The sequence below is a fragment of the Mesorhizobium sp. M1142 genome (assembly GCF_040318565.1).
GTDB lineage: Bacteria > Pseudomonadota > Alphaproteobacteria > Rhizobiales > Rhizobiaceae > Mesorhizobium.
Genome location: NZ_JAMYMK010000016.1, coordinates 71904 through 97338 on the forward strand (window position 1 = coordinate 71904; position 25435 = coordinate 97338).

The window sequence follows — 25435 nt, forward strand, 5'->3', positions numbered from 1 at the left end:
GCAAGCGTCAACGCCTAGTCACCCATCGGTGCGGAAAGCTGACACTGCCGAAGCCGGGTTGGGCGGTAACCGGTCGGTTGTCGAGCAAGCCGGGCATGACATCGAACACGGCGGCGGTCTCGACCTGGTCTTCGACCACTCTGTCGTCCGCCACTAGCGCCACATCAATCCTGTAGCGCCCTGGTCTCAGCATAAGGCTCTCTACATGCACCGTGTAGACTTCGCCTTGACGATCATGCTCGGAGTGCTCCATCGTGTCGAATGACGTCACAGGATCGCCGAGGTCGTCAATAATGGTAATAAGGCATTGTGCAAGTTCGCGCGGCCCATCGACCTGAAGCCGAAAAACCGCCGGCTGCCCCGACGCGACGGGACCCGTTTTGTTGAAAACCTCGATGCCGACGACACGCAGGCGGCCTCGCCCGGTGCGCGTCGTTCGTGTACTCAGATCGGTGCTCGCTCGCGCTTCCAGTGTCTGCAGATAATTCCGGACCAGGTCGCCCGTCGGGCCGTCGGCCAGGATCGTCCCGCCGTCGATAAAAATTGCGCGGTTGCAAAGCCGCTGCAGAACCGACATCTGGTGGCTAGCGATCAGCACTGTGCGGCCCGTTTCGGCGACGCTTTCGGCCTTGGCAATGCATTTCTTCTGGAATGCGGCATCGCCGACGGCCAATATCTCATCGATCACCAGAATATCGGGATCGACATGCGCGGCAACCGCGAAGGCCAAGCGTAAGTACATGCCGCTTGAGTAACGCTTAACAGGCGTGTCGAGAAACGGCTCGATGCCGGAGAAATCGACGATTTCATCGAGCTTGGATCTGATCTCGGCGCGGCGCATGCCGAGTATCGCTCCGTTGAGATAGATGTTCTCGCGGCCGGTCAGCTCCGCGTGGAACCCCGTGCCGACCTCCAGCAAAGCTCCCAGCCGTCCGCGTATCGTCGCGCGACCGGAAGTCGGCTCCACAATCTGCGCCAATATCTTGAGAATGGTGCTCTTTCCCGCGCCGTTGGGTCCGATCACGGCAAGGACTTCGCCCGCGCGCACCTGGAAGGAGACGTTCCTCAGGGCCCAGAATTGATCGTCTCCACCGTTGCGTCGACCCAAAGCGGACTTCCTGTGAAGGATTCGCCTTGCGCCGCTGGCCAGCGCGTCCCGCAAGGTAGGGAAGCTATTGTTCGCCACCCCCAGTCTGTAGGCCTTGGAGAGATTGGTGGCTTCAATCACTGTGTCGGTCATTGCTCAGATCAGGTCCGGAAACGCGCGTTCGGACTTTGAGAAAATAGCCAGTCCGGCAACGAGAAGGGCCAGCGAGGAGAGAGTCGATATCGAGATCATGACCCAATCGGCGGGCGTGCCCAGTACGCTCCAGCGCATGGCTTCGACTATCCCCACCATAGGGTTCAGGCTGTAGAGCGGCCGCCAAAAGTGCGGCACGAGATTGCCCGGATAGACAACCGGAGTCATGAACAGAACTATCTGAAGGCTGAACGGCACGAGATATCCCACATCGCGAAAGCGGACATTGATCGCAGATAGTGCCACTCCCAGCCCCGTCGCCGACGCAGCCATGACGAGCACGAACAGTGGCAGGAAGATCACCTGCGGTGCCGGCCAGATTCCGAATGCCAGCAGCGCCGCGAACAAAAGAGTGAGGCCGACGATCATATCGGTCAGGCACGTGGCCATAGCGGATATGGGAATGATCAGACGCGGAAAATAGACGCGCTTCACAAGTTCCTGGTTGCCGACAAGGCTGCCCGTCATGCTGCCAACCGCTCGCGAAAAAAAATTCCACGGCACGAGCCCACACAGGACAAACAGCGGGTATGGCGCTCCGTTTGATGAGATGCCCACGAGTCGGCCAAACAAGACGCTGAAGACCGACATGGCAACGAGCGGCTGCAGCATTGCCCAGAGCACACCCAGATAAGTCTGGCGGTATTTGACCTTGAAGTCGCGCCAGGCCAGGAAGAACACAACTTCCCGATATCGCCAAAGTTCGGAAAGGTCGATCAGCCGCCGCTTGCGGGACGGATCGATCACTGTCTCAACAGCTAAAGGTTGCGGGTCTGTCCGTACCGACACTATGATGGCGTCCGCCCTCCCTTGACGGCCCCATTGAGGCCTACATTTCCGCGCAGTGCAATCAGGACTTTCTCCGAAGTCTATTCTCGGGGAACGCTCGAATGCCTGGACTATCTTTTCAGCCTCCGCCAGCCGGCTCTGCGAGAATAGCCACCGCGGTGATTCCGGATCAGAAACAGGAGCCCTAAGACCCTGCGCCGAAACTGCCGAGGCAAAACGCCCAGCGCCACGCGTCGAGCCCAAATGGCTGGAGCGGCGCAAGCCAGCGGGCGATGAAGATGTAGCAGTGGGGGCCAAGGGCGGCGGTGGTGCCGACGAGAAGGATCAGCATGCCACGGCGTCTGGGCGGCAGGATTTCCGTCAGGTAGGAAATGACCAGAGGTGGAAGGCCCCAAGAGCGATGCCCGAATGCCACGCAGCACTGTAAAGGATTGGATGTCTCGGCTAAACGCGGCAAGGAGCGAGACCACAGTGAGGAACAGCAACACGCCAGAGAGCACCAACTTTCGCCCGTAACGATCGGCGACCCATCCCGTGGGGCCCCAATGAACATCGAGGACAGTAGCCAGGAGAGTTGCGCCGGATCAACCGGATTGGGTGGCTCGGAGAATACTGCGGAAGGGGCGCTGTCGATGCGATTTCCGCGACATCGAAGCAGAAGGCGTCGGCACAAACGATAAGCACCAGGAGGTGTAATCTCGTCAAGTCAGGCCGAGGTTTGGTGCAGCCCGCCATGGTCGAACGCACACAAGATCGCTTTGTCATCTCACAACCGGCGCTGTGCCGCCGCCACCTCATAGCTCGTCTCGCCCGCTTCAAGGCGTGCCATCGCCCCCTGCCGCAGATCTACGAATAGGCTTCGCCATCAGTCACGACCTCCACGGCCGGGACATCGAATTTGATTTGCTCAATCTTGGGAATCTGGATTCAGCCAAAACGCGAACCGCTCTAGCCTAGGAGTCTAGGCTACGTGCGCCTCCGATAGCAGATGACCTCTTCGATAGTGGGTCTCGCGATGTAGCGCTCTCCGCTAGCACCTAATCAATCAAGATCAAGCAGTTGCGTGAGCAACCGCTACCACCAGCCACACTCTGGGTAGACGTCGACGCGCGTCGGAGAGTTTTCGTCAGTCGGCGGTGGCACGCGCCGGCGGGATTGTCTTGATGCGACGCGGGATCTATTTCGCGCGCCAGCCACCGTCAAAGCGTCAAAGGGCAGGATCGCTCCATCACGTACGACGCTGCGCCCGCGCCCAGGTAGGACAAAGTCTATATATTTCAGTTACCGAGCAATCTTCAGCGCGGCCGATGGATAGCCGGAAAGTATCTGTGCGCGCCAAGCATCTTCTTCATTCGGAGCTGTTGTCAACCTCTTATGAGTGACTCGACGAAACCGGCCAGCAGAATCAGGACAAGACCTCCCAGCAGCCCTGCTATTCCGGCTCCGATTAACATGGTCGGCGTCAGGCCGTCGGCGTGGTGGCGGATGAGGCGCCCAACCCCCGGAATGCGCGCGGAGGGCCACACAAAGAGCAAGCCGCCGCTGCCGCCAACAAGCAGTCGGCTGTCCTGCCAAGACAAAAACTTGGCACCCAGCGACCCAGGCCATTCCGACCGCGGCGCCGCAGACAAATTCTACAAACAGCAGTATGCTTGGGACCCCAGGCATGGCTAAGGGAGCTCCACCATAGAATCCTACGTCGCTGGGTCTGCGGACGCTCCGAGTGAGCGCATCGCGCAGAGCCTGTTCCCACAACGCGCCGAGTTGTTGCACGCAAGCATTTCGATATATCCGGAGATCGTAGTGCATGAAGGAGACGAGCCAAATGCCGTCGGCGACTTCGGTGATTCCGAGCCTCTGGCCGGCGAGCAGTTCGGCTATGGCAACGATGGCGACCTTAATGATGTCCATCCCATCGGCGGGGGCATCGACGCCAACGGTCGTGGCTTCTACAAGCAGTGGGGCGGCAACTGGGCTTGGTGGGCCGGCGGCACCTACAAGTTCAACGAGAAGACCGCGTTTAATCTGCAGGTGTCTGGTGACGACGACAAGAACTACGGTGTGGCTGCGAACGTCGCCTATACCGCTGTTCCTGGCTTCACGATCACGGCCGAAGTTGACTACAACCACTACGGCAACTTCGACACTCCGACCATCTACGGCAACTGGGTCGGCGCCGACAAGAAGAACAGCGTCGGCGGTATCCTCCGCTTCCAGCGCGACTTCTAATCGGCAGCATCTGACTGAAATCGACCCCGGCGGGCAACCGCCGGGTTTTTTCGTATACGTGACGCGATTATCTGATCAAGGTCGCACGAGGAACGTCGACGGCTTCGTCATCAGGATTTGTGGTCAGTCGCCAATCCTGTTCAAAGTACGGCAAGATCACCCAAGGCATCGATCAGTGGCTGGATCCTATTTTCATAGTTTTTCCAGCGCTTGACCGACGATTTATAGATCGGTTGCCGGACTTGCCAGCGACTGATAGTTCTGACCGACCCAGCCTTATCGAAAAAGCGAAGACAGGCATCATCCCAGGTCAAGCCAAGGTGATCTATCAAGCGACGCGATTGCCCTTCCTGGTCAGATATCAGCTCTTCGTAGCGATTCTCAAAAATTCGCCCGGGCAAGATCGAGTGCCAATGGCGCATAAGCCGCTCATACTCACGATAAGCCAGTCCAAGAGTCCCAAGGTCGTAACTGTAATCAAGGCCCTTTTTTAGGTCGGAAAAGAAGCAGGAAAGACAATTGTCGATCGCGTCGCGCTTGCAGTGAATAAAACGCGCGTTCGGGAAGAGGATGGCGATCAGACCGATAAGCTCGAAATTATGAGGCAGTTTGTCGATAATGCGTGGTGCGGTAGGCGAATAGAGACGCAAGTTGGATAGATATTCCTCAGCCAACGCATGCGATTGCTGGATCGTCATCGACTTGACTGTCCATCCAAAGGTTTGTCCCGGCTCCCCCTTCAGGCCAATGGAGGCCGCGATTCGCCCCAGTTTCGTAAGCTCTCCGGCCCCGTGAACGTAAGGATGGCTCGAGCAGATTTGCTCGGTCAGTGTTGTACCCGAGCGCGGCATCCCGAGGACAAACACGGGCGCTTCGGATGGGTTACCATACCCGGCTTTGGATGCCAGCAAGCCGGCATCGAATAGCCCGATCAGGGAATCGACCCACCTGCGGTAGGACTCAATGTCAAAATCTAAAGTCCTGAATGTCTTGGCCTTTAGAAAATGGTCCATCGCCTCGCCGTAACGGCCAAGGTCGTTCAGAACCTTGCCTGCCGCCAGATGAAGCCCATAGGGCTCGTCGGCGGACATCGCCGGGCTGGCAAGTTCGTCCAGGATGGACTTGAGTTCGGGCGGTTCGGTAGAAAATTTCCGGATGCCTACAAGGGTGTTGTAAGCCCCTGGCACGTTAAGACGCCTGGCGATGTTTTCCGTTAAACAAGCTGCTGCCTCGTCCATCCGTCCGAGACTTACGAGCGTATCCGCTAGACCCATCCGGGCTTGCGGATGATAGTGGTCGATCCGCAGCGCCTTCTCATAGATGGGCAAAGCCATGTCGGCCTTGTCGAATTTGGCGTAGGCCTGCGCCAAGCCGCAAAGTGCCTCCAGAAGATCAGGCTTCAATTCGCAGGCCCGTTGCAAGTGCCTGATTGCGGGCAGGTAATCGCCAACCTTTAAATAGGTTTCGCCAAGTGTGAGCCGGTAGTACGGATTGTTAGGCTCTTGGGTGACCGCCCGGGCCAAGTATTTGATGGACAACTCATCATCGAAATCCAGCCCCAATGTGCCAAGTATGTACAATGCCAGCGGATGCTCACGCGTGCGCGCCAGAACGCGATGACAGAGCTCCTCGGCCTCAGGTAGCTGATCCAATTTCTGAAGTTCAAGCGCTTGCCTCAACAGCATGTCGTCGGCCTGCGCGCGAGGCGGGCGGGCCTGCGGCTTGGCTTTGGGTGGCGCAGCTTTCGGCGGTGCCGCCTTAGCCGGGGGTTGAGTTTTGAGGTGCTTTGCCCAGGCGGGCGGCAATCGGTTGCTCATACTATGTCGCTAGCAAAACGGCGCGGGAGAATCCAGCCTTGGGCGAACCGCCAAGTAAGCGCGACGATGCTCTCGGCCAGTCAGTACGACGGCGAAAACACCATGTCCGTCGAAGGCTCAACCCGGGATGCGTCGCTAAAAGGTTTTGAAATCGTCCTGTCACTCTTTCCGGGCGTTAGCGCCGCCCCTCACCTGCCTGCCGGCACCCTCTCCCCTTATAGTGACGGGAGAGGGGCGCTGTGATCGGCGATCTCACCAATCGCCGGCCTGCAAGAGAGCCAGCGCTGCGGCCCGCCCCTTCTCCCGTCACTATCTAGCGTGCGCACACATTTGATTCAACTCCAATGAAATCAAAGTGATGGTCGCATTTCTGGAGCCGAGCATCGGGCTCAACAGCTTGGAAAACGTACGTTTTCAAGGCTCTTGGCTTATCAAAGAAATTGCCCCTTCGAATCAGATGTGTGCGCACGCTAGCCCGTCACTACACGGGGAGAAGTGCCCGGCAGGGCGATGAGGGGCAGCGCCGGCTTCGAGAATTGATGTTCCCACCACAAGTTGGAAGCGGTCAGTCGGCTGAAGCGATCGCCGCGGCTCGGCCACGCCGGAAAACTTGCACCCTTCCCCCGCCCACGCTAGCTAGCAAGTGACTCCCCTTCCACGCGAGCCTGTGCCATGCTCGCGCAAGGCGGCCTTCGCCGGAGGCGTACGGCGAGCACGGTGGAGATGTTGATCTTCTTCTCTTCTTCCTGTGCATGCAGCTGCGCAGATGCCGCCGCAGGGCGGCGCTCCTCCTCACTGTGTCTCGCCGCCGCCACGTCATTGCCAGGCAGCCGAAGGCAAAGGCCCGTGGCCAATTCAGTGGTCCGCGTCCGATCCCACGGCTGATCTCGCAACGCGGTCGGCCTTTCCGCGAGCATAGCTAGGCATCTTGACGGCAATGATGGAGAGAATACCGATGATTGTGCCGGCGATCACATCTATCAAATGATGACCGCCTTCCGGCAGCGTGGCCACAATCATGGCGGCATTCACCAGGGCCAACACGACAAAAAGTGGCCGGATGGTCCGCGCGGCATAGACCACTGCCAATCCAAGTGCCGTGTGGAACGACGGGAAGGTGACGAGCCCTGTGCCTTTAGTCATAATTAGATCAAACGGCTCGCCTGATCGCAGCGCCATAAGCACATGATGGTGCCACATTCCGGCATCAGTGGTGAAGTTCGAAAATAGCCCGCGCGCCGGCTTGAAATAGGCATAAGCGCCTTCAGCTGGCGCCAACGCCATCAGTGCGCCCGTGAAGACCGAGGCAACCGCTAGAAGAGCCACAAACTCCAGTGCTCGTTCTCGTTGGTTTCTCACCGCGTGGACTAACAAAACGAGCGGCATTTGAAACGCCAGCACATGATAAGCAAAAACCAGGACGGATGCTGTAGTCGGCTGGTTGGTCGTGGCCAGAAACCACCGCCAGTCGAAACCGAGGCAGGAATCGATAGAAGCTAGAACCGGGTCTGCCAGCGGCCTTGAGGTGGCCGACGCCAGGTACATGAAGACGGTGGTTGAAATGGCGAGCGGTATGAATGCTACTGCGGAAACGACCAGGATTCTCAAGCAGCCACAAAGATGTTTGATTATGCTGGCGATTGGGCTTGTATCAGATCTCAATCTATGGAGGGCAATTGCCGATGCCATCCAAGATGCGCTGAGGACAAGGGCCACCTTGCCTATGTCAACCCAGTTCCTCGGTGAAAAATCGACTGTAGAAAATGGCAACCAAAAAATGTCAATCAGCCCGAAAAGAGCTGTGACCAAGGCAATAGTTACTAAGTGATTTCGAGTTTCAACGCCTCGGTCAGCCAATGAAGCATTCCTAACGCCGCCGTGTAAGATCACCAGGCATGCCCTTACATCTGTACACTGCAGGTCAGCATGGGGCACAGTCACTGCCATCGGCACAATGAGGATAAAGACGGAATGAGCCTTGGCGTGGTCTGCCCATAGGCTTCGTATTCGGGGAACACCGCTCGCAAGACCCTCTCCTCGTTCACGAGCCGCCGATATTGGAAAGCCAGGGCAATCGCGCAGATTGCGACGGTCGCCCATGTCGCGTTGCCGAGAAGAATGCCGAGCAGGACGATCGCTTCGCAGACGTAGAGCGGGTGACGCACGATCTGGTAAGGGCCTGCCGTGACGAGCCGCCTGGCCTGCGCGGTGATGCTGAAGGATCTGCCAAGCCAGAACAGGCACAAGATGCAAAGAGCGAAACCAACTATGGTGGTCAGGTCCGCAACAAACTCGATCTGCGGAGCTGCCTGGATGCGAGGGACCGCGATCAAAGTTGCGGTGGCAAAGCATCCGATGAGCGCAGAGATTCGGGGTTCAATTCCTTGCGCTGTTCCCAGGGGCGGAAGACGCGCCACTGTCATCACAACGACGAGCACGAGAAAGCCGAGAGCGGCGACATCTGCAGTGAGATCGATAATCCACGCCACTGTCCATTCTGCGCGGGCAAGAGCTACCATGAATGTTGCGGCCTTCAAGGTCGCACAGATCGTGAAGTAAAGCGTCATCGCTGCACGCCCGATGAAATCACGTATCTTTGGTGGAGGGAGCTTCATTCATTCTGCCCTTCGGGATCACTGGATAGGCGAGTTGCTCGACGTAAGTTGATGGAATCGGATCGTCGACGCCATAGCGCTCCGGGACAGCGTTACCGGGCAGGTACATCGTTCCGAGGAGCGCATCGATCAATGAAAGTTGACCTGCGAAGTTCTTGTCGTATGCGGCGCGCTCGTGAGCGTGGTGCCAATGATGGAACTGGGGTGACGCGATCAACCAGCGAAGCGGGCCGATATTCAGCCTGACGTTGGCGTGCAGCAAAAGTCCGTGGACGTGAAAAATTAGTGCAAACAGGGCGATCGCCGAGCTGCTGAAACCCAACAGATATACAGGCACGAGCGACGCGCTCTTTGTCAGAGCCTGATCAACAGGGTGAACCCTGTGCGCTGCCAACCAGTCCAGTTCTTCAATGCTGTGATGAATCGAATGGAAGCGCCACAAAAAGGGAACGGCATGGAAGGTGCGGTGGGCCAGGTAAAAGCCAATGTCCGCAATGACAATGATCTCTGACACCTGGAGCCAAACAGGTTGCGATGATACTGCGCTGCCGACATAGGCCGGCACCAGCCGCCCCACCGTACTCGTTGCTACCGTGATAGCCGCGATCAGGCCAAGGCTTATCGGGATGCCATTAAACAGCGCATAGACGAGATCATTGAAGAAGGCTTTCCTAAATATCTTCTGATGGGGGCGCAGAGCGAACAGGTATTCGATCGGAACGAAGATCAGAACCGCAATTAAGAGCGCTTTGATATTCAGAATGTCCATACGGCGTCCAGCCGGCAAGACGCAATCCAAGCACTTCGCCAATTTGAGCGCAAGCTAATGATCTCTCACAGGTTGATTGAAAGTTAGTTTGCGCGCCAAACATGTCAGACTGAGAGCCCGCCTAGAACCGTGCGTTGCCATAGATCTGAAGCCCTAGCGTGCAGATAGCGGCGATCGAGATCGGCACACCGAAAGGGACGACGCCTTTGCGATCCAGATGCTGAACGTAGAGGCGGAAGGCGCCTTCGGGCAGCATCAAGGGGTTCTTCACGACTAACGCGGTCGCAAGCGCGAAGACCAGCAACAGCACGGAAAACACCAGGAGCCCGCTGCCGCCGATCAGAAACGAAATCACCGCCATCAGCTTGACATCGCCGGCGCCGACCTTGCGGATGGCCCAGAACGGGAAAAGCGCAACGAACAGCAGAAGGCCGGCAAGCGCGCTCAGGCCCATGTCCCACCACGACCCGGTGAGGATCGACACAAACTGCAGCGAACCCAGCCCAAGGCACAAAAGCAGCAGCACGTCGCGGTTAGATATTTTTTGGGTGGTGAAGTCGAGCCATGCAACCCTTGCCAGCAAAGAAACCGCCAGCCCTTTCATCAGCAGCGCTCCGGCAAGCAACATGCTAGCGCCTTACCGTTCGAGGTTCTTCACGCTGGACGACAGGAGTCGCAAATTGTTGGCGACGGTCGGATCGTTGGGAGCCAGTTCGTACGCTTTAAGGAAATTGCTGCGCGCGTCCTGCAGCTTGCCGCGCAGCAGATAGGAATAGCCGACGTTATTGTAATATTCGGGCGTAGGCCCAATCAGCCGGAAGGCCTGGCCATAAGCCCTGTCGGCGAGATCGAAGCGGTGGATGCGGTCGCTGCAGGCGGCGAGGCCCAGCCATGCGACACCATCGTTGGGGGCAAGTTGCGTTGCCTTGTAGAACAGGGCGCCCGCATTGCCATAATTTTCCGAGCGGAACTGGTTCTTGGCTTCGGCAACGGCTTGGTCGGAGGCATAATATTCGACGTCGCTGACCGTTTTCAGTCCGTCGAAGGTATCGCCGAAGGCAGTAAGCTCCACTTTCGCCGGCTCGTTAGTGCGGACGACTCCCGTTGGATCCGTCGCATTCGACTGACATCCGGAAAGCACGACTACCAGCAAACTGGCAGCGGCAACGAGGCACATTGGCCTTTTCATTTTATCCCCCAGGGATCTTTCCGATCCCGTCCCCTGACCAAAGCACATCCCGGTCTAGAAGAAAATGCCCTTCATTCGAATGATCACCGGAAGCATCACGACCATCATCACAACAGGAAAGATGCATAGCCCCAGTGGTATCATCATCTTGACAGGCAAAGCGTTGGCGCGTTCCTCGGCGAAGAGAATTCTTTGTCCCCGCATTTCGTCGCTGTAGACGCGCAAGGCGTCCGTCAAACTGGTGCCGAGCTCTTCGGATTGACGGAACAGCACAGCCAGCGCGCGCGCCTCCTCCAGTCCAACGCGGTCGGATAGTTCGCGCAGGGCCTCGCGCAACGGCTTGCCCGCGCGCAACTGAAGATTCATGATCGCGAGTTGGATACCGAGCCATCTGTGGGTGCCAGCCAGTTCGCTGCCGACACGCTCGACAGCCGCCTCGAGGCTCATGCCGGCATCGGCGCAGGTGATCATCATGTCCATGAAATCCGGAAAGCCGCGACGATAAACCTGCTTTTGTCCCTTTTCGAATCGATCGAGAGCAATGCTCGGAATGACGATGCATCCCAGCCCAAGCAGGGCAGAGCCTGCAAAGGTGACAAGACCGGGAAGTCCGGGTGGCAATATCCGCGACAGGAGCGCAAACGTCACGGAAAAGCCAAGACAGACCGCACCAAGGCGCGACAGAGTATAGATCATTGGCGCGCTTGACTGATAGAAGCCGGCGCGAAAGAGCTTTGCGTCCAGCGCGCTGGGCTGGTCGCGTTCTTTTTCGATCGATCTAAAATATGCGTCGACGGGCCGCTGTGCTGAAATCTTGGCCAGTTCTTCCTGGCCCAAAAGCGAGCGGCGGTTAGGAATGCCCTCTGCCATGAGGCTTTGCGCAACCAGCTTCCTCGTCTGCAGCGCCGGCAAGAAGACGAGCGCGCCAACCAGGAAAAACGCTACGGCCGCCAGGAAGACGGCAATGGACACCAGAAGGCTTATATCCTGGGTCACCAACTCTAAAGCTCCGCTCCCTCAAAAATCGAAATTGACCATACGGTACATAATGAAGTCGCCGAGCAGCGCCCAGAATCCGAAAACCAGGAACACTGGCATGATCAAGGGGCTGTCCCACACATCACCGTAGTAGCTGGGGGCCAGGCCCGTGAGGATGGCGAGCATCAAGAGAGGAAACAGGGAAATGATCCACGCGGACATTCGCCCCTCGGCCGAGAGCGCCCTAATCTTCAACCTGAGTTTCTGCCTTTCGCGCAGCACCACTGAGAGATTCGACAGAATTTCGGTAAGATTGCCGCCAGTCTTGGCCTGAATCGACAGCGACACTGACAGCAAATGCAGACCTTCGAAACCGACGCGTTGCGAGAGTTTTCGCACCGCGTTTTCAAGGCTGAGGCCAAAGGTGATCTCGTCGGAAACAATGCCGAATTCGGTGCCCAGCGGATCAGGCATCTCTCGTGCGACAAGGCTTATAGCCACGGAAGTCGGATGACCGGCACGCAGCGAACGCACGATCATCTCAAGGGCATCCGGCAATTGCTTCGCGAATTTCTGGATTCGCCTGGCGCGCGAGCGACGGAGGACCAGAAACGGCAGGACGAATCCAATGAGCAGAAAGATGATCAACGAAACCACGGCGGAGAAGTGCAGCAGGAACGCAAATACCAGTGCCAGAGCCAGTCCACCGAGAGTAAATGTCGCGAGGAACGACAGCGGATTCCCGGTAACGCCGGATTGGGTGTACAGCCTGTTCAGGCCAACAGCATTGAAAAGAAAATCGCCCGAGCTGGTAAGCCCACGTTCTCGCAGCAATCGCTGCAAGGTCTGTTCGGCCGGAGCGTCATCGGCGAGCCGCTTCAGCCGACGGTTGATCGTGCTGACGGTTGAGCGCCGCTTGGAGTAAGTTACATACAGAGCCTCGGCCGCGAGGATGAGGGACGCAGCCGCCAGTACATAGATAAAGTAGAGCAACGTCTGGCCGGTCGGCATTAGAGCGGGACCTGTGGGTTGAACGCGTCCTTGGCGAACTGATGGCCAAGCGTCGCCGCTTCCTGGGCAAAGCGCGGACGAATGCCGGTCGCACGAAATTCCCCAACGATCTGGCCCTCCGCAGTCACATCACGGCGGACGAAATGGTAAAGTTCCTGAACCTGTACGACATTGCCTTCCATACCGGTGAGTTCTGATATGGAAACAACCCGCCTTCCACCATCGGAAAGCCGTTGCGTCTGCACAATGACGTCGATGGCCGAGGCAATCTGAGCCCGTATTGAATCGTGGCTCATCGGCATGCCGGCCATACCGACCATCTGTTCCAATCGCGATATTGCATCCCGGGGCGTGTTGGCATGAATGGTGGTCATTGAACCTTCATGGCCGGTGTTCATAGCCTGCAGCATGTCGAAGGCTTCCTCGCCGCGCACCTCGCCGACGATGATGCGGTCCGGCCGCATGCGAAGCGCGTTTTTCAGCAATTCGCGCTGGCGAACTTCGCCCTTTCCCTCAACATTGGGCGGACGCGTCTCGAGACGGCCCACATGCGGCTGCTGCAGCTGCAGTTCCGCTGCGTCCTCGATGGTGATCAGGCGCTCCCTGGCTGGGATGTAGCTCGACAAGGCGTTGAGCAGGGTCGTCTTGCCGCTGCCCGTGCCGCCGGAAACGAGGATCGACTTGCGGGCCTGCACGGCAATGCGCAACAGGTCGATCATCGGCTGGCGGATCGAATTAAACGCCATCAGGCGTTCGAGCGAATAGGGATTCTTGGAGAACTTGCGAATCGAGACCAGCGGGCCATCCACCGAGATCGGCCGCACCGCTATGTTGACTCGCGACCCATCTTCCAGCCGCGCATCGACCATTGGCGCCGATTCATCGACGCGCCGGCCGATAGCCGAGACGATCTTGTTGATGACACGTAGGAGATGGGCTTCGTCGCGAAAGCGGATCGCCGTCTCCTCTATGACGCCACGCCGCTCTATGAAGACTCGCTTGTGGGTGTTGATCAGAATATCGGAAATCGAATCATCCTTGAGCAACGGCTCGATCGGACCCAGCCCGAGCATCTCGTCGGCGGTGTCGCTGGTCAATTGGTCAAGTTCGCGGGCGTTAAGCGGCACGTTGCGAGCACGAACGAATTCCCGCACGATGGGGCGGATCTCGTTCAGGATTTCCTCCTTGGACGCACTCTCAAGGGCCGTCAGGTTGAAGCGATCAATCAAGTGGCGGTGGAGCTCGACCTTGAGCGTAAGGAAATCATCCCCCGGTGATTCGAATTCCGCAGAACGGGAGAGTGCGGGGACTGCCGGCACGATCGGATCGAGCTTCGGCTCGACCCGCGGCTCGCTTGACCCTTTGGTGAACCGGCCCAGCATTTTGCGCTACCCCCTTGGACTCGCCTTCGGGGGTAGTAAACGTTAACCCCGAAGACGGCAGGCACCGAGCACGTTCCCGAACTCAATACTTCTTGCATATTTAACATCCAGGTTGAAAAAACATCTCATCTAATCGAACGAGGCGTCCGGCCGCAAATATACAAGGGGCTGCCAAAACACCGCCTCGCGTCTTTTTGGCCACGATGGCCCCTTTCGGGCTCCGGCAAGCCCTTGGATATAATGGAATATGCCTATCCGCTAATATCGCCTCGATTCTGCCATAGAAGCGGCGAAATTGTGAACGGATGGTTAAAGACAGGCGAAAAGCAGGCAGATTCAACGTCTTGCTGCAGACAGAACCTCGAAACGTTACTACCATTTCAGGCACAGCACAGGTATAAAGAAGTTAAAGAACCGTTAACTTGTTTGACTCTGCTTTTTATCGGCCCCTAGGATTAACTCGACGGAGGATGCTCAGGTATGCGATTTCATCCTTGGCTCGTCTCGTCAGGGTTTGAACCTCCAAAGGGAGAAATTTGGCATGAAAAAGCTCATGACGATGACCCGGCAGTTTCGCGACGACGAACACGGCGCTGCCATGGTCGAATATACCATCCTGCTCGGCATCATCACTGTCGCAGTGATCGCCACCATCATTCTTGTCGGTGGCTGGGTTACCGGCCAGTGGACAACGCTCCAGGCGGCGCTGCCGTGATATCCTGATTGTCATCATCGACGCCGGGAGGTCTCCCGGCGTCGATCCAGGCGATGGGTGAACGGAGTCTGGCGGGGAAAGAAAGTGCGTGCAAATACTGTCATCATGATCGTTCTCGCCGGCGTATTCGGCGTGCTCGCAGTGGTTCTCGCCAATATCTGGCTGACCAGTCAACGCAGTGCTATGGCGAAGACTGACGTGCCGCGCGACACCATCGTGGTCGCGGCCGTATCTTTGAAATTCGGCGACACGCTGTCGGCCGACAAGCTGCGTGAAATCGTATGGCCGGCGGGCGCGGTTCCGGCCGGTGCTTTCAAGACCACAAAGGATTTACTGGCTGGTGAAGGCACAAAGCAGGCGCTGCAGGCGATCGGCGCCAATGAACCCGTTCTCGCCACCAAGATTACCGGCCCCGGCCAGCGCGCCACGCTGTCGGCGGTGCTCGGCGAAGGCATGAAAGCTGTTTCCATCAGAGTCAACGATGTCCTCGGGGTCGCAGGATTCGTCTTCCCAGGTGATCGGGTCGATGTGCTCTTGACGCGCACCGTGCGCAACCCAGGAGGTGCGGACCAGAGTTTCGTTGACGTGCTGTTGCAGAGCATGAAGGTGCTCGCCGTCGACCAGGTCGCCGATGAAAGCACGGACAGCCCGACGGTGGTGAAATCGGTGACCGTCGAGGCTAGCACCAAAGACGCCCAAAAACTGACGCTGGCCGCCGGCGCCGGCCAGTTGTCGCTGGCGCTTCGCCAGGCAGCCGCCGGCAAAGACGAGATCACCCAACGCATTACGCTTTCCGACCTGACCGGCGAAACGCCGGCCGAGGTCGCAGCCAGGCAGGCCGAACTCGCCAGGCAGGCGACCGCCGATGCTGCAGCGGCAGCCGAGCGCAAACGCGCGGACGACAGGCTCAATGGCCTGACTGAGGCCGTGGAACGGGTCGGAAGCCGGCTCGACGACTTGAGCAAAGCAAAGCCTGCTCCGGCCGTGGCCTCGGCACCCGAAGTGCAAGCGGCCGTTAAGGAAGTGATCAAATATGTGCAGCCGGAGCCGTCTTCCCGTGCAACGATCGGAGTCTTTCGAGGGGTGAAGCTCGAAAGATATGACGTACCGCGACAAAGATAACTCTGGTATATTGCGATGAAGAGCGTCCGTAGAGCCGCCAAAGGGGGGAAGGTAGATGCGAACGGTTCGGGAAACACTGGCAGCTGCCGCGCTGGCTTGTTCGGTGATATTTCTGCCGATCGGCCTTGAGGCTACGGCAGCCGATCGCCGTATCGACGTGTCGAACCCCAGGGTCCATCGTGTCTTCCTGCCCATGTCGCAATCGCTGACGATTGAGGTGAATGCCACTCTTGGCGATATAGTCGTCGCCGACGAGAAGATCGCAGATGCCCAGCCGATGACCGACAAGACGCTCTATGTCATTGCCAAGGGCGCCGGTACCACCACCGTCAATCTCTTTTCCGAAGACAAGCGCTCGCTTGGCGTAATCCAGATCGAGGTCGGCGTCGACGTCAATGATATGGCCCAGGCAATTCGGCAGGTAGCGCCCAGATCGCGGATCGATATCGGCTCGGTCAATGGCAAGGTCCGGCTTGGCGGGCATGTGAAGGACGGCGCCACGCTGGCGTCGATCCTGGAAGTGGCCCAGCAATACGGTCCCGACGCGATTATCAATGCCGTTACCGTTGATGACAGCCAGCAAGTAAATCTGGAAGTGCGCGTGCTCGAGGCCAAGCGCAATGCCGGTCGCGATCTTGGTGTGTCGATCAGGAGCACGAACAACAGCGGAACGACCCGAACTGGAACGGGCATTGCCGCCGTCGACGAAGACAACGTGGTGCTCGGACCGGGCGATCTGCTCAGTGGCCTGCTGTCGAACACCAATCCATTCGCGGCGCTGATCACTCGCGTCATCGACAGCAACATCAAGGTCGATCTGATCATCGAGGCGCTTGAGGCAAAGGGTGTCGTGCGCATGTTGGCCGAACCCAATCTCACCACACTTTCCGGCGAGCCGGCCAGCTTCAACGCCGGCGGCGAAGTACCCATCCGCAGCCTCGACAGCGATGGCCAGATCAACATTGTGTACAAGCAGTTCGGCGTGAATCTGCAGTTCACGCCTATCGTGCTCAACGACGACAAGATCCATATCAAGCTCGCGCCGGAGGTAAGCGACCTGAACGGCTTCACGCCGGCCGGCGACCCGATCTTCACCACCCGCAAGCTGGCGACCGTCGTCGAGTTGCGCGACGGCCAGAGTTTCGCCGTCGGCGGACTCTTGTCCAGCAAGAATACCAAGATCCAGAGGCAGGTGCCATGGCTCGGCCAAGTGCCGATTGTCGGCGCGCTGTTCCACAATTCAAGCAATCAGAAGGAAGAGACCGAACTGGTCGTCATCGTCACCCCGCATATTGTTCGCCCAGTGAAGCCCGGCGAGCAACTGGCGACCCCACTCGACAAGACACGGCCGGCCAACGACCCGGAATTCTTCGTGCTTGGCCAACTGGAAGTAACCAAGGACATGGTGCGCAAATATGAAGTAGGCGAAGGCGTCGTCGGCCCCTATGGCCACATGCTCGACGTGAAATCCAAGGACAAGATGATCTATGTCAAGAAATAGGGTGTTGATCATGCTTTTGTGCGCCAGCGGGCTGACGGGCTGCGCCGACTATCTGAACCGCTACGACACGGTGACATTGGCCGCGGGCGACACCCAGAAATACAATTCGCTTCTGCAGACGGTCGACCCGCTCAATCCGGCGTCGAAAAAGACCGCTATTGAAGGGGATGGCGCGCGCGCTGCTGCTCTTGCCCAGAGTTACAAGTTCCCACCGCCACCGCCGCCGCCGCCAGCGATAACGGTCAATGTCGGGACGCCGAAAGACACAGCGGATTGAACGGAAGGATCAGCGCGTCAGGTAAACGAGGGATCCTGGCGCCAAAGAGCAAAAGAGCAAGGCCATGCTGCGTATTGTTCGCGCGTTCTGGCATGATCAGAGGGGAATAGCGCTGATACTGGTCAGCATCATGCTGCCGGCGATCATCGGATTTTCCCTGCTGGCGATCGACATGAGCCGGGTCAACAATCTGCACAACGATCTGCAGAAGGGGGCTGATGCGTTTGCGCTGGCAGGCGCGGCTGAGCTGGATGGGACGTCGGACTCTATCAGCCGTGCTGACAGGGCGATCGCTACGCTGGTAAGCAATCGATACACCTTCTCGACCGCCGGGCCTCCTCAAACGCTCGCTTCCGCCGGAGTAACACGCCGTTATCTTCGCTCGTTGCCGGCCACCGACAATCTCCCGATTGTCCCCGTCAATGTGATCACCGACGAGCTGAATGACGCCAAACTTGCCCGTTTTGTTGAAGTCACTGTAACCCCGGTCGGGTTTGCCGCAATCTTCCCGGCTTCCTTCTTGTCATCCGGCGCCAGCAACAGTTTCAATGTCGGCGCAGTCGCTGTGGCGGGCTTCACCTCCGGCGTCTGCGATTTCAACCCGGTCTTTATGTGCAACCCCTACGAGACGGTGAATGGGACGAATGCAGCGGGCGGATACACACTTGAGCAAGCCATCGCAAATCCGGCTGTACATCGTCGACTGATCGAACTGAGGAAGGTCGGAAACGGGGCTGCCGCTGGTCCTGGTAACTTCGGCTTCCTCGAACCTCCGGCCGGTGTGGGGAACGGTGCTCAAGCTCTCGCGCAAACGATTGCAACATCAAGGCCGATTGGTTGCTACAGCTCCGCTAGCGTTAGCACGAAGACTGGCCAGAACGCCGGCCCAGTGCAAGACGCCTTCAATGTTCGTTTCGGCATTGCGGCAAGCGGCAACCATTTTAATAGTGCCGAATACGGTCCAGCCGCGAACGTCCGCAAAGGGGCAATCAAGACCCGAGGGAGCGCAAACCAATGTCCTTCCATGAACCAACTTTCATTCACCGAAGCTGGAACAATGGGCCTTCCGCGCGACGCGACCACTCCATACCTCGGCGGCCGAATGGGCGATGGAAATTGGAATTTCTCTGGTTACTGGAGCACCAACTTTGGCTCCGCTGCCTATCCATCCTCATGGAATACGACCAAGCCGACGCGCTATCAGGTCTACCGTTACGAGATATCGGCCGGGTTGGTAGGCACGGCGTCGAGCGGTGGAGAGATCGGAACCCCGTCGGCAGCTTGCCAACCCCCTGTCACGACGGTTGACCGTCGGCTGATTTACGGCGCGATCCTGAACTGCAATGCACTCCAGGCTGCCGGCAGCGATCTGTCCGGCCACAGCACGGATCTGCCGGTGGAAGCTTTTGCAAGCTTTTTACTCACTGAACCGGTTGCGTCGCCATCGGAAGACGCATCCGTGATGGTTGAATTGGTTGACATTACTGGGGGTGGCGGCCAGGGCACGCTAGACAATTTCCTCCGCGACGAAGCTCAGCTTTACCGGTGATGGCGATGATTGGAATGCTATTGCGCCATCTCGATAGATTTCGATGCGATCAACGCGGTGCAGTGCTCATCGAAATGACGCTGATCACGCCGCTGATGCTGATTTTGGCGGGTGGCGTGTTCGAGTTCGGCAATCTGATTCACGAAAAACTCTTGATGGAAGCCGGACTTTCAGATGCAAGCCGCTTCGCCGCGCGCTGCAACAGCCAATTGTATACACAAGCGGGGCTTGCGGCGGTCAACTGCGCCGATATCGCTGCAAATATCGCTGTGTTCGGCAATGCGGCGGGAGCCGGCAGTGCACGCGTCAGCGGCTGGCAGAAATCGAATGTGACGGTGACAATCGCTGCCGCCGGTTCTTGCCACGATGCTGTGGTCGCCGGCGTCGCCCAATATCGATCAACCACCGCGCAGGTCTGTATCGTCAGGGCTGCGGGTACCCTGGCGTACAGCGGGGTCGGCATGCTGTCGATCATCGGCATCGGCCCAATCACGCTGAACGGCTCTCACGAGGAGCGGCTGATCCGGTTCTGATCATGATCAAGCGTTTTGCGGAATCGGACGACGGCGCGGCGATGGTCGAAATGACTATCGTTTCGACGCTGCTGTTTGCCCTTGTCCTCGGTTTCGTTGATTTCGCTCACGCCTTCTACCAATGGAACGCTGCTACCAAGGCGGTCCAGCTCGGCGCCCGGCTGGCCTCGATTTCAGACCCCATTGCGACGGCCCTTGCGACTGCGGCGCCGACGACGACACCGGGTGCGCCAGTCGTTGCCGCGGCATATGGCCCCTTTGTCTGCACATATACGGCTGGCACAGGGGCTTGCACCAACGGCGGCACATTCAATGCCGCCAACTTCAGCCGTGTCTTTCGCGGGGACACGGCAAACACCAACGATGATGCCTGTCCCCCACTTGCAGCAAATCAACGGCCCGGGATGTGCCATTTCTTTCCGCGCTTGCGCCGCGACAATGTGGTGGTCACCTACAGCGCCACTGGCTTGGGCTATCAGACCCGGCCGGGGGGACCGGTGCCAACAATCACCGTAAGTCTTCAAAACGTGACCTTTCAGTTCTTCTTTCTGCAAGGGCTGATGGGCTTTGCCAACGTCACCATGCCGTCCATGCTAAGCACGGTTACGGGCGAAGACCTGAAGAGCACATCACCATGAACGCCATCAACACCAAGGTTCTCCCAACCAAACGAAAGCAGGTCGCCCTGTTCTCGTCGGATTCACAGTTCAAGCACGAGGTGGCGACGCGGCTCGACGCGCTGGCTATTTATGACGTCCGGATTTCCGAAACGGATGACTTTCTCAAAGGCCCGACCCCCGACACGCGGCCGGGCATCGTAATCCTCGACCTTGCCAATGGCGAGCTGCTTGGCAAGCCCGGCATTGTCGAGGGGCGCGCCCTGTGGGCGGCCGTGCCGCTGATTGCGGTTTCAGACGAGCTGACCTCTGAACAGACGCGCATCCTGGTGCGGATGAACGCCTCGGACTGGCTGCACAAACCCGTCGATGCCAAGGAGCTTCTGAATGCGGTCACCTTCCACGACACCGGCAACCAGGGCACCAAGAGCCGCATCATCACCTTCATCAGCGCTAGCGGCGGGGCCGGCGCCACGACGCTCGCTTTGTCGGCCGCGGACTTCCTGGCCTCAAAATCCACCGAACGTGCAGCTTCAACCTGCCTCGTCGACCTCGATTTCCAAAGTGCCAATTGTGGCGCCTATCTCAACCTCTTCAACCAGTTCGACCTTGCCGGCATCATCGGCCAGCCGGAAAGGCTCGATGTCGAACTGATGGACGTTATCAAGCTCTCGCGCCCGTCCGGCCTGACGCTGTACGCCTTCGAAAGGCCGCAACTGCCATTCGAGCCGCAGGGCGCGGATTTCGTGTTCCGGCTGCTGGACCTCGTCGCCTATCGCTTCGATGACATCGTCATCGACCTGCCCAACATCGAAACTCCCTGGCAGAATCCTGTGCTTTCCACGAGCGACGCGATCTTCATCGTGTTCGAGCTCAACGTCGCCTCGCTGCGGCAGGGCAAGCGGCTCTACAAGAAGATCCGCGATTTGCGCGGCAATTCGGTGAACATCACGCTGGTCGCCAACAAGCACAGGCGCAAATGGTTCGGCAACCACTTTTCGCGCAGCGAACTCGAAAAGATATTCAAGGCACCGCACATCAAATCGGTTGCCCTGGACAATGCGCTGCTGACCGATGCGCTGAACCGAGCCATCATGCCTTCCGAAGTGGACGGGCGGGCACGCTTCAACAAGGATTTGAAGCGGATGTTCAAAGAGCGGCTCGATGACACTGCCCGATAGATATCGCTTCGTTCCAACGCTTGCGGGCGCCTGCATCATGGGCCTGGCATTGGGGGCATCGGCCTGGGACTGCGCCGATGCCCGCTCCGCGCTATCGGACCAGCCGCCGCTGCCAGCCATGGGCGCCAGCCTGCGCAAGTTCGTTGTTTTCCAAACCGCGGAACAGCCGGGCACGATCATTGTCCGCAAGCAGGAGAAGGCGCTCTATCTTGTGACCCGAGAGGGTGAGGCGCTGCGCTACCAGATCAGCGTCGGGCGTGACGGATTTGGCTGGACCGGCACCGTTGAAGTGGGGGCGAAAACCGAATGGCCGGAATGGCGCCCACCGAGAGAAATGCGCGCGCGCCAGCCGGAGCTGCCGGATATGGTGCCGGCCGGTCCCTACAATCCGCTCGGCGCACGGGCGCTCTACTTATCCCGAGACGGACACGACACGCTTTATCGCATACACGGCACCAACGACCCTTCAGGGGTTGGCTTCGACGGCACATCGGGATGCTTTCGTCTTACCAACACCGATGTGATCGATCTTTTCAAGCGCGTTTCGGTCGGTGCAAAGGTGGTGGTCCAATGACGATGATTAGCGACCCGGACATGCCGGCGATCGACATTGGGCCGGCGACCCAAGCATTCGAACAAGCTGTCGCTGGGAAACCGAGCAATGCCAGGATGATCGGCGTTGTCGCCGCAGGCGCCTTGCTGATCACGGGAGCAAATTTAACAGCCGCCGCCTATCTCTTCCGCAGCATCAACGATCTGCGCTCTGTCGAAGGGAGGCTGGAACAGCTCGGATTGTTCGAGCAACGGATTGCGGCCCGGCTCGACACCGTCAATAACGGCTTTCAAAGCCGGTTCGAAAAACTGGACAATCAACTGCAGGGTAGCTTCAGCCAGATCAACGGCAGCATTGCCCGGATTGAACCGAACTTACCGGTCGTCCACGACGACGTTTCTAGCGTGGCGGAGCCTCTTGTTGAGACGACCAGCGCCACGGCGGAGCCGCTCAGCGATCTCGATGGTGAAGAAGCGACCGAACACAGTATCGTCGAAGCACCACGCCCGCCCAAAAGGAGGAGCGCAGCACCGGTGCCTCCTGCCCCAAGTTCCTCCTACCGGCGCATAGAGCAGCCCGACGGCAAGGTGTATTATCGCAAGATCGATTAGAGCGGGATACGGGAGCGTAGCGAATGCTTGCCAGACAAGATCGTCCGCCACTTTTGGCGTCACGCGTGTCGCGACAGACGAATCGACGCTCGAAAGGGAGGCAAGACTTATTCGGTCATTCGGGGGCATGATGTGCTCAGTCGACATCGAGACGGGTCGCAATACGACTCTGAGTTACCTTTTGAAGCCGATCATCAAGGCGTCAGGAGATCATGAGTGAGCGATATCGCCACCTCTCCTCCCACCAATCGTGATCGGCTGCTTCTAACGATCACGAAAGAGGATTTCGGGCTGGAATTCCGGGTGGTCGCGCGTGGCGGCATACGCCGCGGCATCCGTCTGGAAAAGGCTTTTTGGATATCTCTGAAGCAGATGGCTGAAAGTAGGAAATGCACGATCGGCATGCTGATCGAGGAGATCGCCGAAAGTGCGACCAACACTGGTAACCTGACATCGGCGATACGGGTGGCTTGCATAAACGGGCTCGCCGATGAAAACATCGTCCTGCGGAAGCTTGCATCGATCAGGACGATCAATGCCATCTTGCTTGCCTGCCCCTCGCCCGCTTTTGCCTTGGCGTCATCGAAGAAGATCCTGACGTTCAATGCTTCGTTCCAGCAATTAGTCAAGCGTCAGTTGCCGATCGGAGCAAACAATGATGCACGACTAAATCTCAAGCTGGCGCTGGATCTTAATGTCGCCGACATCTTTGCCCAACTCGACGCCGGCGAAGTACCGATCGCCAGCGGCTTTGTCATCGGGGCCGGCGAACTTCGGTATAGAGGTCAATTGAATATAGTACGGGCGCCCGTACCCGAACCGGAGTTGCTGATGGCGTTCGTCAACGGCTAGAGCTGCCGCTCCCGGCGAGCGAGGCTCAATTCGGGCAGAAGATGCTTCGTGTCATTTTGCGCGAATAGGAACTGTCTGCGAGACTTCGATTAGGCCCGACCGCTATTGCCAGCCAACGGCCCGCGCCGTTTGGCGGGAGCGGCACCATCACCAATCAACCGAATTCATTACAATGAAGGGCGACAACCTCGAAGAGAGAGGGCATGACGACGTATTGGCGCCAGAGAGGGCTTAGCGAGCGGAAAAGCGGAATTGGATCCGAACTGGGCTGATCGCCGCGCAACGCGCGGAAAAGCTGCGGCAAGCTCCAAGAAGAAATTTTGCAGGATCGAACACATGTGTTGGCTGGAAAATAGAAAGCTTATCCGCTCCGCGAAGGTCATTGCCGAAGCTGAGCATGCCGAACGCACCGAGAAGACAGCAAGATTGAGATCGCTTCGGATGGCAGCTCAGAGTGACCTGAAGGTTCCGTTCCGTGAGGAACTCGATTGCTCTCTACTTATCGCCGCACTGACTCAAGGCGAATTATCGGCTAAACTTCCCGACGGATCGCATTGGCGGGGCCGAGCAAGGGCAACAGGCAAAAACCAGTATTCCTCCGCGCCCGCCAATTCGAATTAGCGAGTGTTGCCTCGTCCGATGACTCAGAAGGCGATCTTGACACCCGGCCTGCCACTGACAGTGGAACTGTCTTGAGACCACTTGCCGCAATTTCACTGCTGAGCGTGGTCGATTGAGCGTTGAACCCAGACGACATTGCGACGAGAAGTCTGCGTCTTCAAACTCACTCTCTCTGCTGTCAACGCTTGCCGTGTTGGAATAGCCGAAGCGCTCCTGGATTTCCGCTCGCGCAAATGGGCTGATCACCTGATCACCTGATCACCATACCGTCGCCGAAGAAAATCGGCGTAAATCCAGGTGGCTCTTTCGATACGAGACCTGAGCCCGTCAACAGCGCAGCCTTGGCAAGTTATTGGCTACCCCTGCAGACGGACCATTGGGTCCCATTTCCATCAAGATGCCGCAGCTTTGATGTTCGCCGCACCTTGGGTTCGCACGCATACAAGTTCGGTCTCTATGCTGTTCTCGATTGGCTGCGGCGAAGCTTTGCGCGCGATGCTCCGTTACAGGAAACGGCTTGAACGCTCCCGCGCGGCTTGGGGCCGGCTCGCTTGGGCTGTTCTGTCTGGCGACAGCGGCTGTTTCACGCGAATTTTGCAAAAAAATGAACTGGTGCATTTGAAAAAGGAGCTCGTGCTGTAGGCACCGCAGCTATATCCCTCGATTGGGTGATTAGCCGCTGGCGGCCTCCCGACTGGAACCCCGAACACTTTGCGAATTGTTGGCGGATCCGACAGGACTCTGAGGCATAGCTAAGATCGCTTTAGCTCGCGCCCGAGCATGTTCCCGTCTTCGATCATCTGCGCGGTCATCCCGCATCTTCTATGGCATGGGCTTCAACGGAACCGGCATTGCACAGACGCCCATCGGCGGCCGCGTGCTCGCCAGTCTGGTGCTCAGCGCAAGGACCGGCGGAGCGCCAGCGGTCTTGTCGGCATCGACCGGCGGCTGGCATTGCCTCCAGAGCCGTTCCGCTATCTCGGCGCCAGACTTGTACGCGGCGCAATCCGGCGCAAGAGCGACATCGAGATCCGCAATCGGAACCCGGATGTTCTCACCCGTTTTCTTGCGCAGCTTACGCCGAGGCATCGCAAGCAGTAGTAGTCGTGCCCAGCAGTCCGCCTGGGCTGTCATTCAGCCGAGCCGATCCCGATGGCCGATGTTGTTGTAGGCAAGCGAAGAGACATACGACACGTCAATATCCGTGCATGGCCTCAACCTCGG

General features: G+C 58.2%; 25 protein-coding genes and 2 pseudogenes. 14 read left to right on the top strand and 13 right to left on the bottom strand.

The window, feature by feature from the left end; all coding sequences use genetic code 11:
• Positions 1–7: 7 nt before the first annotated feature.
• The 4 genes and pseudogenes from NKH42_RS23265 to NKH42_RS31290 all read right to left on the bottom strand — a co-directional run.
• Positions 8–1240: an ABC transporter ATP-binding protein gene (locus tag NKH42_RS23265; protein WP_352755228.1), complete on the bottom strand. Its 1233-nt coding sequence runs from the start codon at positions 1238–1240 to the stop codon at positions 8–10.
• Between the two features lie 3 nt (positions 1241–1243).
• The gene (locus tag NKH42_RS23270) at positions 1244–2089 is read right to left on the bottom strand and encodes an ABC transporter permease (RefSeq protein WP_352778840.1); all 846 of its coding nucleotides are present in this window, start codon (positions 2087–2089) and stop codon (positions 1244–1246) included.
• A gap of 184 nt (positions 2090–2273) precedes the next feature.
• Positions 2274–2420, bottom strand: a complete 147-nt coding sequence (locus NKH42_RS23275; protein ID WP_352755232.1) for a hypothetical protein — start codon at positions 2418–2420, stop codon at positions 2274–2276.
• Positions 2421–3883: 1463 nt separating this feature from the next.
• Positions 3884–3961, bottom strand: a pseudogene (locus NKH42_RS31290) (transposase); the annotation flags it as partial.
• 3 nt (positions 3962–3964) lie between these two features.
• Here NKH42_RS31290 and NKH42_RS23280 point away from each other — a divergent pair.
• Positions 3965–4318, top strand: a pseudogene (locus tag NKH42_RS23280) (porin); the annotation flags it as partial.
• A gap of 140 nt (positions 4319–4458) precedes the next feature.
• Here NKH42_RS23280 and NKH42_RS23285 read toward each other — a convergent pair.
• Together NKH42_RS23285 and NKH42_RS23290 are read right to left on the bottom strand one after the other, a co-directional pair.
• A complete protein-coding gene (locus NKH42_RS23285) occupies positions 4459–6135 on the bottom strand; it encodes a tetratricopeptide repeat-containing sulfotransferase family protein (RefSeq protein WP_352755234.1) in 1677 nt (558 codons plus the stop codon).
• Positions 6136–6990: 855 nt separating this feature from the next.
• The gene (locus tag NKH42_RS23290; protein WP_352755237.1) at positions 6991–7680 is read right to left on the bottom strand and encodes a phosphatase PAP2 family protein; all 690 of its coding nucleotides are present in this window, start codon (positions 7678–7680) and stop codon (positions 6991–6993) included.
• On the opposite strand from NKH42_RS23290, the gene NKH42_RS23295 reads away from it, so the two are divergent.
• The gene (locus NKH42_RS23295; RefSeq protein WP_352507989.1) at positions 7679–7963 is read left to right on the top strand and encodes a hypothetical protein; all 285 of its coding nucleotides are present in this window, start codon (positions 7679–7681) and stop codon (positions 7961–7963) included. The two genes, NKH42_RS23290 and NKH42_RS23295, sit on opposite strands and share 2 nt — an antisense overlap.
• 109 nt (positions 7964–8072) lie before the next feature.
• Here NKH42_RS23295 and NKH42_RS23300 read toward each other — a convergent pair whose 3' ends face one another.
• The 7 genes from NKH42_RS23300 to NKH42_RS23330 form a co-directional block, all read right to left on the bottom strand.
• Positions 8073–8702, bottom strand: a complete 630-nt coding sequence (locus tag NKH42_RS23300; RefSeq protein ID WP_352905601.1) for a methyltransferase family protein — start codon at positions 8700–8702, stop codon at positions 8073–8075.
• A 19-nt stretch (positions 8703–8721) separates the two neighbouring features.
• Positions 8722–9519: a sterol desaturase family protein gene (locus NKH42_RS23305; RefSeq protein WP_352755242.1), complete on the bottom strand. Its 798-nt coding sequence runs from the start codon at positions 9517–9519 to the stop codon at positions 8722–8724.
• A gap of 121 nt (positions 9520–9640) precedes the next feature.
• The gene (locus tag NKH42_RS23310) at positions 9641–10147 is read right to left on the bottom strand and encodes a prepilin peptidase (RefSeq protein ID WP_352753101.1); all 507 of its coding nucleotides are present in this window, start codon (positions 10145–10147) and stop codon (positions 9641–9643) included.
• 9 nt (positions 10148–10156) lie between these two features.
• On the bottom strand, positions 10157–10708 hold the full coding sequence (locus NKH42_RS23315; protein ID WP_502896167.1) for a tetratricopeptide repeat protein: 552 nt from the start codon (positions 10706–10708) through the stop codon (positions 10157–10159).
• 54 nt (positions 10709–10762) lie between these two features.
• Positions 10763–11620: a type II secretion system F family protein gene (locus NKH42_RS23320; protein WP_352755246.1), complete on the bottom strand. Its 858-nt coding sequence runs from the start codon at positions 11618–11620 to the stop codon at positions 10763–10765.
• A 105-nt stretch (positions 11621–11725) separates the two neighbouring features.
• A complete protein-coding gene (locus tag NKH42_RS23325) occupies positions 11726–12697 on the bottom strand; it encodes a type II secretion system F family protein (protein WP_352753105.1) in 972 nt (323 codons plus the stop codon).
• Entirely contained in the window at positions 12697–14079 is a 1383-nt protein-coding gene (locus NKH42_RS23330; protein ID WP_352753107.1) for a TadA family conjugal transfer-associated ATPase, read from the bottom strand. Before NKH42_RS23330 ends, NKH42_RS23325 begins: the two co-directional genes overlap by 1 nt.
• Before the next feature lie 541 nt (positions 14080–14620).
• Between NKH42_RS23330 and NKH42_RS23335 the strand changes: the two genes are divergently transcribed.
• From NKH42_RS23335 to NKH42_RS23390, 12 genes are all read left to right on the top strand, one after another.
• Positions 14621–14794: a Flp family type IVb pilin gene (locus tag NKH42_RS23335; RefSeq protein WP_352753109.1), complete on the top strand. Its 174-nt coding sequence runs from the start codon at positions 14621–14623 to the stop codon at positions 14792–14794.
• Positions 14795–14878: 84 nt separating this feature from the next.
• Positions 14879–15916: a Flp pilus assembly protein CpaB gene (gene cpaB, locus NKH42_RS23340; RefSeq protein WP_352753112.1), complete on the top strand. Its 1038-nt coding sequence runs from the start codon at positions 14879–14881 to the stop codon at positions 15914–15916.
• Between the two features lie 55 nt (positions 15917–15971).
• A complete protein-coding gene (locus NKH42_RS23345) occupies positions 15972–17417 on the top strand; it encodes a type II and III secretion system protein family protein (protein WP_352753114.1) in 1446 nt (481 codons plus the stop codon).
• A 10-nt stretch (positions 17418–17427) separates the two neighbouring features.
• Positions 17428–17694, top strand: a complete 267-nt coding sequence (locus NKH42_RS23350) for a hypothetical protein (RefSeq protein WP_352753116.1) — start codon at positions 17428–17430, stop codon at positions 17692–17694.
• A 64-nt stretch (positions 17695–17758) separates the two neighbouring features.
• A complete protein-coding gene (locus NKH42_RS23355; protein WP_352753118.1) occupies positions 17759–19243 on the top strand; it encodes a TadE/TadG family type IV pilus assembly protein in 1485 nt (494 codons plus the stop codon).
• A gap of 14 nt (positions 19244–19257) precedes the next feature.
• Positions 19258–19776, top strand: a complete 519-nt coding sequence (locus NKH42_RS23360; RefSeq protein WP_352508010.1) for a TadE/TadG family type IV pilus assembly protein — start codon at positions 19258–19260, stop codon at positions 19774–19776.
• A 2-nt stretch (positions 19777–19778) separates the two neighbouring features.
• Entirely contained in the window at positions 19779–20414 is a 636-nt protein-coding gene (locus tag NKH42_RS23365; RefSeq protein WP_352753119.1) for a TadE/TadG family type IV pilus assembly protein, read from the top strand.
• Complete coding sequence (locus NKH42_RS23370; RefSeq protein ID WP_352753121.1) at positions 20411–21574, top strand: CpaE/TadZ family protein; 1164 nt, start codon at positions 20411–20413, stop codon at positions 21572–21574. The genes NKH42_RS23365 and NKH42_RS23370 overlap by 4 nt, the downstream gene beginning before the upstream one ends.
• Positions 21558–22148, top strand: a complete 591-nt coding sequence (locus tag NKH42_RS23375) for a L,D-transpeptidase (RefSeq protein ID WP_352753123.1) — start codon at positions 21558–21560, stop codon at positions 22146–22148. The genes NKH42_RS23370 and NKH42_RS23375 overlap by 17 nt, the downstream gene beginning before the upstream one ends.
• Complete coding sequence (locus NKH42_RS23380; RefSeq protein WP_352753125.1) at positions 22145–22738, top strand: hypothetical protein; 594 nt, start codon at positions 22145–22147, stop codon at positions 22736–22738. The genes NKH42_RS23375 and NKH42_RS23380 overlap by 4 nt, the downstream gene beginning before the upstream one ends.
• 216 nt (positions 22739–22954) lie before the next feature.
• A complete protein-coding gene (locus NKH42_RS23385) occupies positions 22955–23590 on the top strand; it encodes a ribbon-helix-helix domain-containing protein (RefSeq protein WP_352753127.1) in 636 nt (211 codons plus the stop codon).
• A 252-nt stretch (positions 23591–23842) separates the two neighbouring features.
• Positions 23843–24211: a hypothetical protein gene (locus NKH42_RS23390; protein ID WP_352508008.1), complete on the top strand. Its 369-nt coding sequence runs from the start codon at positions 23843–23845 to the stop codon at positions 24209–24211.
• The last annotated feature ends 1224 nt before the right edge of the window (positions 24212–25435 follow it).